Genomic DNA, 15281 nt, shown 5'->3' on the forward strand with positions numbered 1-15281 from the left:
TTACGCCTCCCTTACGGTCAGTTCGGCTATTTGCGTATCGTTTACGCTGCTGCCGATATGAATATGGAATTGTCCTGGTTCAACGACAGGCTTCAAATCACGACCAATATACTGCAGCTGCTCGGCCCCTATGTGGAATTCCACGGTCTGTGTCTCTCCCGGCTCCAGGTTCACTTTTGCAAACCCCTTCAGTTCCTTGGCCGGACGAGTTAGTGAGCTGACCACGTCAGAGATGTACATCTGTACAACTTCTGCACCTGCATAACGGCCGGTGTTGGTCACGTTCACCGATACCGTAACTGAATCATCAGTTGTCATAGATGCAGCACTCAGCTGCGGTTCACTGTACTCATATGTGGTATAGCTAAGTCCGTATCCAAATGCATAACGTGGCTCCAGATCCTCTTCGAGGTAACGTTTGCCTCGGGAACGTTTGCCGTTATAATAGATCGGTAATTGGCCGACATGCTTCGGAATGGAGATCGTCAATTTGCCTGACGGATTCACATCACCGAATAAAATATCTGCAATGGCACGACCGCCCTCTTGACCCGGATACCACGCCTCCAGAATCGCATCGGCATGTTCATCCACCCAAGGTTCAGTGATGGGACGACCATTAATGTAAACAACGACAAGTTTCTTGCCGAGCTTGTGAATCTCCTGAATCAGTTCCAACTGTACTCCGGCAAGACCCAATGTCATCCGGTCGATCCCTTCGCCACACTCCATATCATTCCAGGAGTTATCCGAGACATTGGAAGCGCCCGTCTTCAGATCAATTGTTCCTTCTCCAAAGTCACGCGCACTGGAGCCACCAACCACCATAATGACTGTATCTGCCTGGCTGGCAACTTCAAGGGCACGCTCGAATCCTTCTTTTGAATCACCTTTGATCCGGCAGCCTGGTGCATAAAGAAGCTGATCTGTACTGCTGTCACCAGTCAAAGGGCCAACAGGACTCTTCTCCGTTTGCCCATCCACATGATTAGCCAGCTTACTGCGAATCCCATCCAGTACCGTCGCCACTTTCGACTTCGGTTGCGGAGATGTGTAATCGCCCAGTTGATTGTAGGCCTGATCCGCATTTGGACCAATCACGGCAATCCGGCCCACATCTGCTAACGAGAGGGGTAACGTGTCAGCCTCATTTTTGAGAAGTACAACCCCTTCCGCAGCCAACTGGCGTGCCAGTTGAATATGCGCTTCACTTCCAATTACTTCTGCTGCCCGATCGGCATCCACATAAGGCTGTTCGAATAAGCCCAGTCTGAACTTCAACGCCAGCACGCGAGAGGTAGCCTGATCCAGAACCTGCATATCAAGCTTGCCTTCTGCCACCGCCTGCACCAGATATTGCCCAAACATCTCACCGGACATTTCCATATCGATGCCTGCCTCAATCGCCTGTACGGAAGCTTCCATTCCATCTGCCGCCACATCATGCCCACTTGCCAGCATGTTAATCGCACCACAATCCGTAATGACCAGACCGTCAAAGCCCCAATCCTTACGCAAAACATCTTCCAGCAATTCCGTATTCACGGTGCAAGGCGTGCCATCAATTTCGTTATATGCTGGCATGATCGACGCAGCGCCCGCTTCCACCGCTTTGCGGAATGGATAGAGATCCACTTCCAGCAGCTCGCGCCAGCCCATATGTACAGGCCCTGCATTACGTCCGCCTTCTGAGCTGCCATAACCAACAAAATGTTTCAGAGTTGCCGCTACTGTATCTCCACGGTCAAGACTTTCACCCTGAAGCCCTTCTACGGAAGCAACTGCCAGCTCTCCAATGAGAAACGGATCTTCACCGAAACATTCCTCCGTACGTCCCCAGCGCGGATCACGCACAACATCCAGTACCGGAGAATAGGTGACCGCACCACCTTGAGCACGTGTCTCCCGTGCTACTGCCCGGCACATCTCCCGATACAGATCCACATTCCAGGTGCTCCCCAGTAAAAGAGGGACAGGATAGACCGTTCCGTCAATAGCCATATGACCATGCGAGCACTCTTCCCCGATCAGAATGGGAATCCCCAGTCTGGAATGTTCTATTGCATAACGTTGAATCAGATTGACCGCCTCAGCGCCTTCTCTGGCGGATAGTCCATTTTCCAGCGTAACGCCCGTCCACGGATCTGCGCGAAGTGCACCATAGAGGGAGCCGACGCCCCCATTTTCCACTTGCTGTTTAAAGGATTCGTTTAACGTGATGTTCCCTTGATCATTCGTATATGTCTGCCAGCCAAATGGCTGCGTAAGTTGACCTACCTTTTCTTCCGTAGTCATCAGGCTCAGCAGGTGTTGTACCCGTTCCTCTACGGATTTGCTTTGGTCCTTATAAGTCATCAATCTGCATCTCTCCAATCCTATAACGTGATCCGGTTATTCTTTGACCGCGCCCACCGTCAGACCCTGTACAAAATAACGCTGGAAGAACGGATAAGCGAATATAATCGGCAACGTAGCAAGCACAACCATCGCCATTCGGGACGTATCCTGCGGAATGGACTGCATGGCTGCCAGACTCATCGAACTGTTAGCAGAGTTCTGCTGGATAAATTGGATACTCGACTCAATCCGCATTAACATAGATTGCAGTGGTACCAGATTCGGATTATCGATGTATAACAGCGCATTGAACCAATCATTCCAGTAACCGAGTGTACTGAACAACCCGATGGTTGCCAGTCCCGGCAAGGAGAGTGGAACCACGATTTTCATAAAGGTATAGAACTCACCGGCGCCATCAATCTTCGCCGATTCAATGACTGCATCCGGTACACTGGTGGAGTAGAATGTACGCAGGATCATAATATAGAAGGCATTCATCGCCAGCGGCAGAATAAGTGCCCATAACGTATCTTTCAACCCGAGCAGCTGGGATACGACCATATAGGTTGGAATCATCCCGCCGTTGAACAGCATGGTAAGAATTGCAAAGATGGAGAAAAATCTCCGATATCTGAAGCTCTTGCGGGAAACCGCATACGCATACAGCGACATGAGAATCAGACTGATGATGGTACCAAGTACCGTCACCAGGATGGTAACTCCATACGCCCGCAGCAGCGTGTCCCCACTCTGCCAGACAAACTGATATGCCGCGAGACTCCATTCTGCCGGAATCAGACGATACCCATCACGGGCCAGTGCTTTCTCGTCTGTGAACGAGATGATGACTACAAATATAAAAGGAAATACACAGATCAGAGCGAATAGACCTGCGATGATGTTCATGATCACGTTCCAGCCGTTGGATACGTGGTGGAAGTCGCGTTTTTTAACAAGCCCTGCTTGAGCCATAGTGGTTCACTCCTTTCCCTGTCCTAGAATAGGCTGCTGTCTTTATCTACTTTGCGAACAACATAGTTGGAGATAATAACAAGCACAAAGCCCACCACGGATTGATACAATCCCGCTGCTGTACTCATGCCGATCTCACCACTAGTTTTCAAACCTCGATATACATACGTATCAATAACATTGGTCACGGAATAAAGCGTACCCGAATCCCTTGGCACCTGATAAAAGAGTCCAAAGTCGGCATAGAAAATGCGGCCTACGGCCAGCAAGGTCATAATCGTGATGATGGGCGACAGCAACGGAATCGTAATATTGCGAATCTGCTGCCATTTGCTTGCTCCATCAATCATGGCTGCTTCATACAGTGATTTATCAATCCCCAGTATGGAAGCCAGATAGACAACGCTGCTATAACCGATGGTTTTCCATAACGCTACGAATACCAGAATATACGGCCAATATTTCGCCTCGGAGTACCACTGAATTGGTTCCATCCCAAACCAGCCGATAATCTGATTCAACATCCCGCGGTCCATGCTCAAGAAGCTGAATGCGAAGTAACCAACAATAACCCAGGAGAGAAAATACGGCAGAAACATGCCGGTTTGATACAGTTTGGCGAGTCGTTTATTGACTAGTTCCGAGAGCAGGATTGCCAATGCCACAGCAAACACCAGTCCCAGGAAGATAATGGCGATGTTATAAAAGAGGGTGTTGCGTGTAATGAGCCATGCGTCACTTGTGCTGAACAGGAATTTGAAATTGTCCCAGCCAACCCATTCACTCTTCATCAGACTTGCCCAGAACCCTTCACGGCTGAATCGATATTCTTTGAAAGCAGCCACTGTACCCACGAGTGGCAAGTAGGAGAAGAAGAAGAACCAGATGGCGCCTGGTAGCACCATGAGCAACATGACTCGGTTTCTAATCAGGTTTTTCAAAAATGTAGTCATTGTGGAGATCCTCCTTCAGGCTTGAATGAAAAAGGACCGGACGCGATAAGCAGCCGCCCGATCCTTACGATGTACTGTTACTTGTTTTCCGCTCTCCAGGCATCCAGCTGGCTTTGGGCTTCAGCCATTACTTTCTCCAGTCCGGCTTGATTGAACTTCTCAATCACTTGATCCAGATTGGCTGCCGGGTCCAGTGTACCTGTCATCAGTGCTGCCCAATATTGCTCTTTCACGTTCTGTACCGCCGTCAGTTCGGACGATACATTGCTTGCATCAAAGTTAAAGCTGAGGATCGGGGAATTGACACCTTCAGCGTTAAACTTCTTGAACTCATCCCATTTGTTATCCGGGTCATTGCTGTTCAGATAGAGCAGCATGTTGTTCCCAAGGGAGTATGAAGGCATATCGTAGTTTTTCGATTCAGGCAGATTTTCCATATGTGTGTCATCCACTTTTTTGTAGTGTGTGCCCTCAATACCGGAGTCCACCATATTACGCAGCACAGGATCTGTATTGAGCAGGTTCAGGAATTCCATCGCTTTCTCCGGATATTCCGAGTTGGCCGAGATGGCCATGATGGAACCTTGTACAGATGTATTCGTTATAATTGCTTCACTTGCAGGTGTTGAAACGACTTGATAACCGTAACTTGCAGACCATTGATTGTCCGCGAGCGGCTGAGTCTGTGCACGATCCAGGAACCAGTTGCCCGATGTTGTCAGGTCGTTGGTGGAACCTGTTGTTGCCGCTTCTGCTGATACATAACCAGCCTTGTAGTATTTGTGCATCGTAGTAAGTGCTTCTTTCATTTCAGGTGTTTCCAGTATGTTTACAAGCTTATAGTCTGTTGTATCCAGCTTGATTGCCATTGGCAGATTCTGAATGACATAGTCATAAGGCACGTAAGGAACATAGTTTTTATCCATGGCAAATGGTGTTACACTCGCCTCGTTTTCCTTAATTGTTTTGAGCAGAGGCTCCAGACTGTCTAACGTACGAACGCCAGAGATGTCCAACTTGTATTTATCAACCAGCATTTGGTTAAAGCGCCATACCTCTTGTTGTGGCAACTCTTTGTTGGCTGGAATTCCGTAATTGTGTCCATCTACCTTGGAACCGCTGAGGAATGCAGGATCAATGGTCTTGGTAAGATCCTGACCGTATTCAGCAAGCAGGTCATCCAATTCAAGGAATGCACCTTTTCTAGCATTTTGTACATAATCGAATCCACCAGAAGAAGTGAACAGAATGTCCATTGGCTCACCGGATGCTACGTTAACCTGCATCTTCTGCGGGTAGTCACCCCAGTCAACCATCTTCATCGTTACCGTGGCATTAATTTTCTCTTTGGTATACTTGCTCACTTCTTCCATCACTTTGTTGACGTCTTTCTGAGGGGTACCGATGGTATACCAGATCAACTCTACCGCGTCATCTCCAGCTCCCCCGGATTCTGAAGCATCTTTGCTTCCTCCACAGGCACTAAGAACAAGTGTAACGGCCATTAACAATGCAAGAACGAGTGAGAAGCGTTTTCTTTGTTTACTCATTTCTTTGATCCTCCCTTTTCGTGTTCCCTTAGGCTCTACTTACTAACTGCTTTAACCTTATCGAATGAAAGCATTTACAAAAAGAAGATAAACTTAAGTTTTCGAGGTACAAATTAAAGAGAAATCGTCCTTGGGCATCTATTTTGTACCTATTTAAATAAATCGCTTACATGAAAGAGACATGCCGGGTAAAGTATGCCATGATTTTCTACCATGCCATTCCTGTTCCCGATATGTCTCTTGGCTCTCTGTCCCCATGGTTGGATCTACCCGTCACCGAATTAACCAAACACCTTGAAATCAGTCGGTGAAATCCCCACATATTTGCGGAACTGTTTATAGAAATATCCCGTCTCCCAGTACCCCACATTTCGGGCGATCTCATGTACCTTCAGATTGGAATTGCGTAGTTGCTCCTTCGCACGTTCAATCCGGTATTTGTTGATATATTCGGCAAACGTCTCCCCGGTCTCCTTATGGAACAATTGTCCCAAATACACCGGATGCAAATGATAGTGGGCACCAAGCAGCTTAAGGGAGAGCTCTTCTGCGTAGTGTTTGTCGATATGCTGAAGCACCTGGTTCACAATTGGATTTTTCAGATCCTGCAATAGGGATTGGATCGTCTGCGACCCAACCTGCTGAAGCGCCCGCACAAGTTCATCAAAAGTACCACTGTCCAGTACAAGTTGAAGCCCTTTTTGGTATATGGCAGACTCATCCGAGTGTTTGATGCTCTCCAGTTCCATTTTGAAGCGAATCACAACTTCCAGTGCGGTATTCTGTAACTCCCCAGGTGTAAGCCCATCGCGATGCTGTTCAAAATCCATGCGAATCCGGTCAGCAAGTTGTTCAGTATTGCGGGACAGAATGAGTTTGGCATACTCCCTCCATTCAATGAAAAAGGTCGCCGTTGAATTTCCGCACCTTTCCAGCATGGCATGGTCGATGACTTTAAGGTCGGGATAAATCATCACATACTGGAGTGCTTTTTTGGCCTCCGCATAACTGGTCGGCGCATGGTATAACCCTTTCATCAATCTGCCTGCTCCAATGCGTGCCGCCGGATGGGTTACGGTTATCTCATCAGATAATGCCTGCAAGCCATCCATCAACTTCTGTTCCTCGTCACTCGTACCCTGAATGTTGGCAATAATGACGATGTCTCCATCGATATCATGAAATACGTTCAGATGGCGTCTGTCTCTCAGCATCTCTTCTACACGTTCAAACATGCCAGGTACTTGCCCTTTGTCACGCAGAATGGCCACAGCAACGTCCGGTGCATCCAGCGAAAGGTTCATGAACTGAGCACGTTCTTCAAATTCAGTAGCTGCAATCTGCCCCGTAAGCCATCGATGAAGAATGTTATCTTTCAGAATCTGGATGCCATACGCATCATCGGCTTGAGGTGATACCGTATGATCCAGCTTGGACGCCGTGTTGCTCAGCGTGGATTCCAGTTCCTCTACATTAATCGGTTTGAGCAGATAGTTTTCAATCCCCAGCTGCATGCCTTCCTTCAGATATTCGAACTCATTGAAACCACTGAGGATAATGACCTTAATCTCAGGTTTCACTCGCCTTGCTTCCCGAATCAGGTCAAGACCATTCATGAGTGGCATGGATATATCCGTGATCAGAATGTCCACAGGCTGAGAAGAGAGCGCTTGTAACGCCGCTTGTCCATTGCCCGCATGACTAACAATTTCCATTCCAAACGAAGACCAGTCCACAATATCGTATAAACCTTCAATGATGAATGGCTCATCGTCCACAATAAACACCTTGTACATATTACACACCTGTCCCTTCTGTATGTGGATAACGCACCCTGATTCGTGTTCCTTCTCCGAGGGTGCTCTCTATGGTGATACCGAACTCTGGCCCGTACAGGAAGCGCAATCGACTATGGACACTGCGTAGCCCGAACATCTGACCAGACTCTTCAGGACGTTCCAGTTCTTCAAGGATTTCCGTCAGGCGTGCCGGATCAATGCCTTTGCCATTATCTTTGACTTCCACTTGCACCACATTATCCGTCTCTTCCACAACAATGGATAATCGGTTATCCAAACGTTCTGTTTGAATGCCGTGTACGACATAATTCTCAATAATGGGTTGCAGCGAAAGTTTGACCACAGGGTGTTGATAATATGCAGCATCGATCTGGATCGTATATATGAAAATATCCTTGTAGCGGATTCGGAATAACTCCAGATACAAGCGGCAAGCTTCCATCTCATCCTTCAGCGTATAATTTTTCTTTTGCTGTACCAGGCTCTTGAACAATACGGATAAACTATAGATCATCTCGCCAACATCTCTCGCCCCTTGGGATATCGCCCTCATCCGAATCACTTCAAGCGTATTGTAGAGAAAATGAGGGTTGATACGCGCCTGTAACGCGACCAGTTCGGTCTCCTTCTGTTTGATCTCGGCTTTGTAGACCCGTTCAATGTACAGATTCAGCTCGTCCAGCATATCGTTGAAGCTATGTGAGATCTGCCCCAGTTCATCATCTCGCGGATCGTCGATGCGAGCCGTCAAATTGCCATATTTCACTTTTTGGGTGAAGCGGATAATTCGACGGGTTCGTTTGGCAAAGTTAATAATGAAAAATGCCGGAACCAGCACGGCAAACAAAATACATACGATACTGATCGAGATGATGGTATTGCGAATACCCGCATAGGTTTCAGCCATCTCTTCTACCGGAACGGTGCCAATGACCACATACCCCTGATCAGCGGAGACAAACTTGTTCACATACATGTTCTGCTCCTTTTTCATTGAATCCATATCCGTCTGATCAAACAGGGAATCGGCTACATTCACGTAGGGATACTTCTTCCCGTAATAATGATTGTTGGAGTCAAATAACACTGTCCCTTTCGCCGATAACACCACGATGTCTCCCTTGAGATTACTCTCGTAGTTATCCAGCGCATTACCGATTCCCTCCGAGTCAAAGAAGACAAGAAATTGGCCCAGATTCCGAAGAGTCTGTGTATTGTTAATTGGTACGCGGATGGAGTAGATCGCAGGGTCCCATTGATTAACCTCTTTGCGAATCCAGTAGTTGGGTGCACTGATATTGGGCGTTTCCATCGCCATTACGTCCGGAATATAGGAATGAGCTACATTGGCGTCCAGCTTGCGGAACTGCTTGTGTTGATTAAAGGTAGACAGATCCTGCTGCTCAGCGCTATACAACATGAGTTGGTTAATCTGCGAATTGCGATCCATAATATTTTGAAAATGTTTCAACACATCGGCCGAATAGTCATCCTGATTGGCGTAATATCCATTGGTCATGTGCTGAACATATTCAGCGTACGAATGATTCATCAGATAAGTAATGTTGGCGGAAAGCGCCTCATTCTGATGCATATCCCTCACCATGTTTTGCACCGATTCATACTGCTGATGAATGTACCGATCCACATGTTCCATCGCCGCTTTCTGGATCGCCAGTTCCCGGCGAATCGTGGAGTCGGACACCGACAGGAAGATGATATAAGACAATGTAATGATCGTGACAATCGATATCATCGAGAAAATCAGGAGCATTTTCATAAACATATTATTTTTGAAGAAATTATTGTAAACGCTAACAATTTTCAATTCGCATGTTCCCTCCGATGCTGTTTTCCTGACTTGAATTATACCATCAGGCTTCTGACATTAACTTGTCACCTGCAACTTTTCTTTAGTTTATATCTGTGTTTCTTTAATTTCACCCTATTTAAAAACGCTTTCATCCACTATCGTTAACCATAAGTTTAGCTTTGTGTAAAAGAATACCTTACATTCATTCCACTTGAAGGAGGAACAGCATGACACGCAAACTCAAAGCAAAAGGCATCATTCCCAAGGTCACTGCCATGGTCCTGACTACGGCTCTGCTTGGACAAGTTGTTGCATCATCCGTTTATGCCGGAGACACGCTCCCTTACACCGGTGAAAGCGCCAAAGGGATGAATCAGCCCTATCAACACGGGTACACCTCGGCCCAGATTCTGAACTGGACACCAGAAAGTGATATCCATGGTGATCTCCTTCGTGCCCATGTTCCCTTGCAGCCCCGTAATGAAGCGTTCGCTGCCACACAGGCTTATCCTGAGCTTAGCCCGGACACCCAACTGTTCACAATGAGTGGTGATTATGGCAATGCATTCTTCGATAGCACACCTTATACCAATGAATTCAGCCAGTATCTATTTAATTATTGGCAATATACAGACTACTACAGCTATTGGCACGGCATGGCCTCTGCGGGAGTACCTGAGGAGCTGTACGATCCGAGTAAAGAATGGACGGAGAAATACTTCGAGTTTGGCATTTTGAACATTCCGAATCCGGCCTACACCAATGCAGCCCACAAGAACGGCGTTAAGTCCATTGCCAACATCTTTTTCTCGGACAATGACCGTGGGCCACAAACCTATAAACAAATGCTGATCCAGGATGAAAACGGTAATTTCCCTGTGGCCGAGAAACTAGCCGAGATGGCAGAATACTACAACTACGATGGATATTTCTTTAATCAGGAAGAAGTTGCCCGGGGTGTAGCCCCTGAAGATATCGCATCCTACAAGAAATTCATGAAATATCTAAGAGATAAAGGCCTGTACGTTCAGTGGTATGATTCCACCATCAATACAACAGGCAAAATTCAATACCAGAACCAATTCAATGGGCTCAACAGCCCATTTGTGCAGGATTCCGTTCTCGGCAGAGTCTCGGATTCCATCTTCCTGAACTATGTGTGGAACCACAAGATGCTCCGCGATTCCCGTGATCATGCCCTTAGCTTGGGACTGGATCCACTGGAAACCGTATTTGCTGGTGTCGAAGGTGGACATGACAAATTCGGCCGCTGGAAGCAATCCTATGACCTGCGCCATAACCTGGATGAGAACGGTCAACCGATGAATAGCATTGCGACACTGGGTGCCGACTTCACCCACAACGCCCTGGATGAAGAGATGGGCGATGGCAGCACCAATCATCGTGCGGAAGATGAGTACCAGTGGATGACCTTTGTACGCGATCGTGCGTGGTGGTCAGGGCCAAATCAAGACCCGACAGATGCACGTCGTAATGCGTCTGCCGATCTGTCGGATGTGTATGCTTCCGGTGCAAATTGGGATGGAATCGCTGCGTATCTGACCGAACGCTCCGTTATCAATGGCTCCAATTTTGCAACCAGCTTCAATACAGGTCATGGACTGAAATATTATGAAAACGGTGCTGTCTCGAACGATAAAGAATGGTCCAATATCAACATTCAGGATATCCCTGTCACTTGGCAATGGTGGATGGATAGTAAAGGTGACAAGCTCAGTGTTGATTTTGACTACGGTCCATCTTACGAGAAAGGCGCAAGGTACAACTATGACTCCATTGGCGCGTTTAATGGCGGCAGCTCTCTCGTGGTGAACGGTACACTAGACGCGGAGAACTTCCTGCGCCTCTACAAGACCGATCTGTCCGTCAACGGACAATCGAAACTGGAGCTGACGTATAACAAACCGTCGACTAGTGACGCTTCCTCCCTGCATGTTGGGTTGATCTTCGAAGATGATCCATTCAACGTGGTCAATGTGGAAGTGCCTCAGTCAGGCCAGCATACTACAGGTTGGAAGACAACTTCGCTGGATTTGAGTGCCTATCAAGGCAAAACCATTGCCGCTATGGGATTATCTTTTGACCCGAATGGCAAAGCGATTGAGAATTACCAGATGAATATTGGAGAGATCCGCATTTCCGACGGTTCAGCGGCTGTACCGGATGCACCGACCGGATTCCATATTGCCAAAGCACTGACCAACACCGACGAACTGGTTGTTGCATGGGACATGAAGGACTATTCAGAGGTCAAACAATACAATTTATATGAAAATGGCGCCTATGTTGGCGGCGTGTATGATTCCACTTTTTATATCAAATCGCTAAAACAGCCGTCTGGTGAACTGTCTATACGTGCGGTTGGTGCAGACGGTACCGAAAGTGAAGCAACCGTCCTGCCTTACGATCTGAATGCAGCCGTTCAGAATATTGATGTGAAATTCAAAAAGAATGGCGATGCTATTGTAAGCTGGAAAAACCCGAAGAAAGTGAAAGACTCGGGCAAAGACAAAGATAAGAATACGGATAAGGACAAGGATAAAAATAAAGACAAAGGAAAAGGCAACGAGTCAATTCAGCTCACACTAGGAACAGAATACACAAAAGAACCCTTCACCAAGTCGCTTCAGGTCAAAAAAGGAAAACAATCTGCCGTCCTGACCGGACTTCCGACCAATGGTGAACATTACGTGCTGAACATCGCCATTGGCGGGCAGAACCCGGTAACCCATACCGGACAGCTCGCAGATCTTCAGATTACACCATACGCCAAGGAAAAGGTCACGGTAAAAGATGGAAAGTACAAATTATCCCTCCCGAATCTGGAGGACTGGTACAAGATTTATATTTATGAAAATGGGGTGGCACGCGAGTTCGGAGTCACTTACGTTTCGCAGAAATTCCCGTATATCATTCGAGGAAGAACAAAGCTGAGCGAACTGACTTTCACGCCAGCGTCCAGCAACAGCTCTTTGAAGCTGGTCATTGAGGATTATGCGGGCAATCAGGCTACTACAATTTTGAGGTAACACTACAAGGTATTTTTTTGTTCTCGCCTGCATACCAGTTGAGATAAAAACAGCCCTTCACTTCCAAAAGGAAGTTGAAGGGCTGTTTTTGTTGATCTAACAATAAATATTCTGCCCAACAGCTATTAAACAGCATTCCCGTTAGCATAGTCCTTCGGATGAAATTGAGGATAGATGCTTGCGCAACTGCTTTTTATCTATTTTATCCACGGCTGTTCTCGGCAAAGTATTCACAATGAACAGTTGAGTCGGCCATTTGTACGGAGCAAGGTGTGGCTCACAAAACGCCCGCACCCGCGTCAGATCCATACTTTCACCGTCCCGTAACACGATGAAAGCGACGAGTTCCTCGCCTTCGTCAGGAAGAGGATGTCCGATTATAGCCGCCTCGCTTACCGACTCATGGCTCACAATAACATGCTCCACTTCGGCAGAGAACACATTGGAACCGTCCACAATAACCATATCCTTCAAGCGATCAAACACATAAAGGTAACCTTCGACATCCAGGCAACCGACATCCCCAGTTCGAATCCAGCCATCGGACATGGTCTCGGCAGTAGCCTCCAACTGGCGCCAATACCCCAGCATGGTCTGTGCACCTCGAACAACGATTTCTCCAGCCTCGCCCGTAACTGTCTCACTTCCGTCCGTATCTAATATCCGAACTTCAAAAGCCTGTTCACCCTGAGCAGCCAGGTCAGCAGGACGACCTACGGATCGAAGGAGATGAGGATCGCCCATATGCTGAGCAGGAAAAAGACGGCTTATGGACATTCCACATTCCGCTTGTGAGTAGTTGTTCACAATGATAACTTCAGGAAATTGCGATACGACCTCCTGTAGTGTATCCGGAGAAATAATGGACCCTCCGCAGCCAATAAGCGACAGGCTCTTCAAGTTTCTCCCCCCGACGGATGCCTCGCGGGTAAGATCACGGAGCAGTTGGCCTACTGTGCTGAGTTGTGTAATCTGATCACGTTCAATAGCTTCCATAATGCGGTGTACATCCGCTGGGTATTCGTCTAGGAATACAAGACAGCCTCCAGCAGCCATGGTCGCCCACAACTGGAACTGACCCACCAGATGGGATAAGTTGAGCACTAACACACGACGCTTGAGATCATGACCGAAGCCTGCAGAAGGCGTAAGTTGATTCCAAGCAGCCATACCACGATGCGAATGCATGACCCCTTTTGGCCGACCAGTTGTCCCACCCGTATAAATCAGGACTGCCGTATCGTCTACACTTCGTTTGAAATGGTCTTTTGGAGAGAACGCGGGTTCCTGCTGTAAAAGAGTAGCGAGCGAACTGTTATTCGTCCCTTCTTCGTCTGTCGTGAACAGTTTTGGACAATACCCAAGAAGCTTTACCGTGGCAATAGCTGCTTTAGCATGTTGGTCATCATGAATAACCATATATGGTTCTGCATCCTGAAATATGGCAGCAAGTTCAGGTACTGTTAGCATAGGAGAAGGAACGAGTGGTATAGCACCAATCTCAACTGCTGCATAAAACGCAACAACGAGCTGGGGATCTGGATCACCTAAAAGGGCAATACGATCACCGGCCCGGAGTCCTTCAACATACAGGGTATGACTGAATCTTTCAACCAGACCGTAAAGCTCCCCATAACTCATCGTTTGCCCATGTCTCATTAACGCAGGTTCCTCAGGGTACAGACTTGCTGCAATTGGCAATCGTTCGGATAGAAGCAAGCAATTACCCCCAACATTTAAATTTCCATTTCTCCGTTAAGAAAACTATGGAATAAAAAGAGAGTAGCATATATCTGGAATAATAAGTAATCATCATCCCCTATTAAGCTCATAAATTCTCCTGATATTACAGTTCTGCCCACATACGATCCTTGCCGTTAACCTACTTGCTAGCTTAATTAGACAGATCAAATTGGACTGCTTTTTAAACTGAAATCCAACATTTCTCGTTATCATTACGTTTATTTAGGAAACGAGTACCCAGGAGGGGATTGTCATAAAAGTAAAGACAATGCATTTTATTTTCAGTGTTGTAGCGTTATTTTTACTATCAGCTTGCGCAGGTGGCGTTACTGGCTCTAGTCAGCAGAATGAACCAGGTGAACCTTATCGTATGGCGTTGGAGGAGTTAATTTCAACAGATACGGCTCTTAATGAAAACATGGAGTATATCTCATTAGATTTTGATAAAGGAATTCCATTAAAGGATTCTGATAAGAAAAGCATTGAGGATTACCTTCACAGCAAATATAACGTAAAAATTTATAACCTAACCTATGAAGAATTGATTGAAGAAGGACTGTCAGAACAGTCTGAAAACACGCTAAAAGGGATTTTACTGAAAATTGAAAAGCAGGAGAAGCAATCAGATAATAACATTGCCATAGAGGTCAGTAAGTATCGTGCCAATGAGGGGACGCTCTCTGCAAAAATAACTTTAACCTATGAGGAAGGTAAATGGAAAGTTGCTACTCATACTCCTACAAGGGAAAGTTAAAGGAAATAATTTCTTTTACCAACGAGAGTGCTAGGAAAAGTTTATTATGACAATTATGGAAGTAGCCCTTTTGGGCTTTTTTTTGTCCGTATTTTCTGGAGTACATCCCCCCTAAAGGTATACCCATAAGGATCCTTAGCATTTTGCAACGATCCCTATTGTCATCCGTTAGTTGTAAACCACAGTTGATTACGTTGATTCTTTGAGCATTAAGCTAACGTTTCCCGTTATTTTAATGAACCTCAATTATGCATAAGAATAATTAATCGAGACCACTCCTCGTTAACTACGGAACGAAGGATTACCC

Annotated in this window: 9 protein-coding genes; 2 read left to right on the forward strand and 7 right to left on the reverse strand. The window is 46.7% G+C overall.

What is annotated here, in order from left to right; genetic code table 11:
* The 6 genes from MKY95_RS27370 to MKY95_RS27395 all read right to left on the reverse strand — a co-directional run bounded on the left by MKY95_RS27370 (position 1) and on the right by MKY95_RS27395 (position 9400).
* Positions 1-2355: a glycoside hydrolase family 3 N-terminal domain-containing protein gene (locus tag MKY95_RS27370; protein WP_339200058.1), complete on the reverse strand. Its 2355-nt coding sequence runs from the start codon at positions 2353-2355 to the stop codon at positions 1-3.
* Between the two features lie 36 nt (positions 2356-2391).
* A complete protein-coding gene (locus tag MKY95_RS27375; RefSeq protein ID WP_036605781.1) occupies positions 2392-3312 on the reverse strand; it encodes a carbohydrate ABC transporter permease in 921 nt (306 codons plus the stop codon).
* A gap of 23 nt (positions 3313-3335) precedes the next feature.
* Positions 3336-4265 (reverse strand): ABC transporter permease subunit, encoded by a 930-nt coding sequence (locus MKY95_RS27380; protein WP_036605780.1) that lies wholly within the window; start codon positions 4263-4265, stop codon positions 3336-3338.
* A 77-nt stretch (positions 4266-4342) separates the two neighbouring features.
* The gene (locus tag MKY95_RS27385) at positions 4343-5815 is read right to left on the reverse strand and encodes an ABC transporter substrate-binding protein (protein WP_036605779.1); all 1473 of its coding nucleotides are present in this window, start codon (positions 5813-5815) and stop codon (positions 4343-4345) included.
* A 281-nt stretch (positions 5816-6096) separates the two neighbouring features.
* A complete protein-coding gene (locus tag MKY95_RS27390; protein ID WP_339195373.1) occupies positions 6097-7611 on the reverse strand; it encodes a response regulator transcription factor in 1515 nt (504 codons plus the stop codon).
* Position 7612: 1 nt separating this feature from the next.
* On the reverse strand, positions 7613-9400 hold the full coding sequence (locus MKY95_RS27395; RefSeq protein ID WP_339195376.1) for a sensor histidine kinase: 1788 nt from the start codon (positions 9398-9400) through the stop codon (positions 7613-7615).
* A gap of 254 nt (positions 9401-9654) precedes the next feature.
* On the opposite strand from MKY95_RS27395, the gene MKY95_RS27400 reads away from it, so the two are divergent.
* A complete protein-coding gene (locus MKY95_RS27400; RefSeq protein ID WP_339195379.1) occupies positions 9655-12477 on the forward strand; it encodes an endo-beta-N-acetylglucosaminidase in 2823 nt (940 codons plus the stop codon).
* Positions 12478-12618: 141 nt separating this feature from the next.
* On the opposite strand, the gene MKY95_RS27405 is transcribed toward MKY95_RS27400, so the two are convergent.
* Complete coding sequence (locus MKY95_RS27405) at positions 12619-14196, reverse strand: class I adenylate-forming enzyme family protein (protein ID WP_339195382.1); 1578 nt, start codon at positions 14194-14196, stop codon at positions 12619-12621.
* A gap of 292 nt (positions 14197-14488) precedes the next feature.
* Here MKY95_RS27405 and MKY95_RS27410 point away from each other — a divergent pair, with 292 nt between their 5' ends.
* Positions 14489-14974, forward strand: a complete 486-nt coding sequence (locus MKY95_RS27410) for a hypothetical protein (RefSeq protein ID WP_339195384.1) — start codon at positions 14489-14491, stop codon at positions 14972-14974.
* Positions 14975-15281: the final 307 nt, after the last annotated feature.

It is taken from the genome of Paenibacillus sp. FSL P4-0176, assembly GCF_037975265.1.
GTDB lineage: Bacteria > Bacillota > Bacilli > Paenibacillales > Paenibacillaceae > Paenibacillus > Paenibacillus amylolyticus.

Coding starts and splice junctions, on each gene's coding strand:
- MKY95_RS27380 (WP_036605780.1), bottom strand. CDS start 4,265: ATGACTACATTTTTGAAAAACCTGATTAGAAACCGAGTCATGTTGCTC.
- MKY95_RS27375 (WP_036605781.1), bottom strand. CDS start 3,312: ATGGCTCAAGCAGGGCTTGTTAAAAAACGCGACTTCCACCACGTATCC.
- MKY95_RS27395 (WP_339195376.1), bottom strand. CDS start 9,400: ATGTTTATGAAAATGCTCCTGATTTTCTCGATGATATCGATTGTCACG.
- MKY95_RS27385 (WP_036605779.1), bottom strand. CDS start 5,815: ATGAGTAAACAAAGAAAACGCTTCTCACTCGTTCTTGCATTGTTAATG.
- MKY95_RS27400 (WP_339195379.1), top strand. CDS start 9,655: ATGACACGCAAACTCAAAGCAAAAGGCATCATTCCCAAGGTCACTGCC.
- MKY95_RS27410 (WP_339195384.1), top strand. CDS start 14,489: ATGCATTTTATTTTCAGTGTTGTAGCGTTATTTTTACTATCAGCTTGC.
- MKY95_RS27370 (WP_339200058.1), bottom strand. CDS start 2,355: ATGACTTATAAGGACCAAAGCAAATCCGTAGAGGAACGGGTACAACAC.
- MKY95_RS27390 (WP_339195373.1), bottom strand. CDS start 7,611: ATGTACAAGGTGTTTATTGTGGACGATGAGCCATTCATCATTGAAGGT.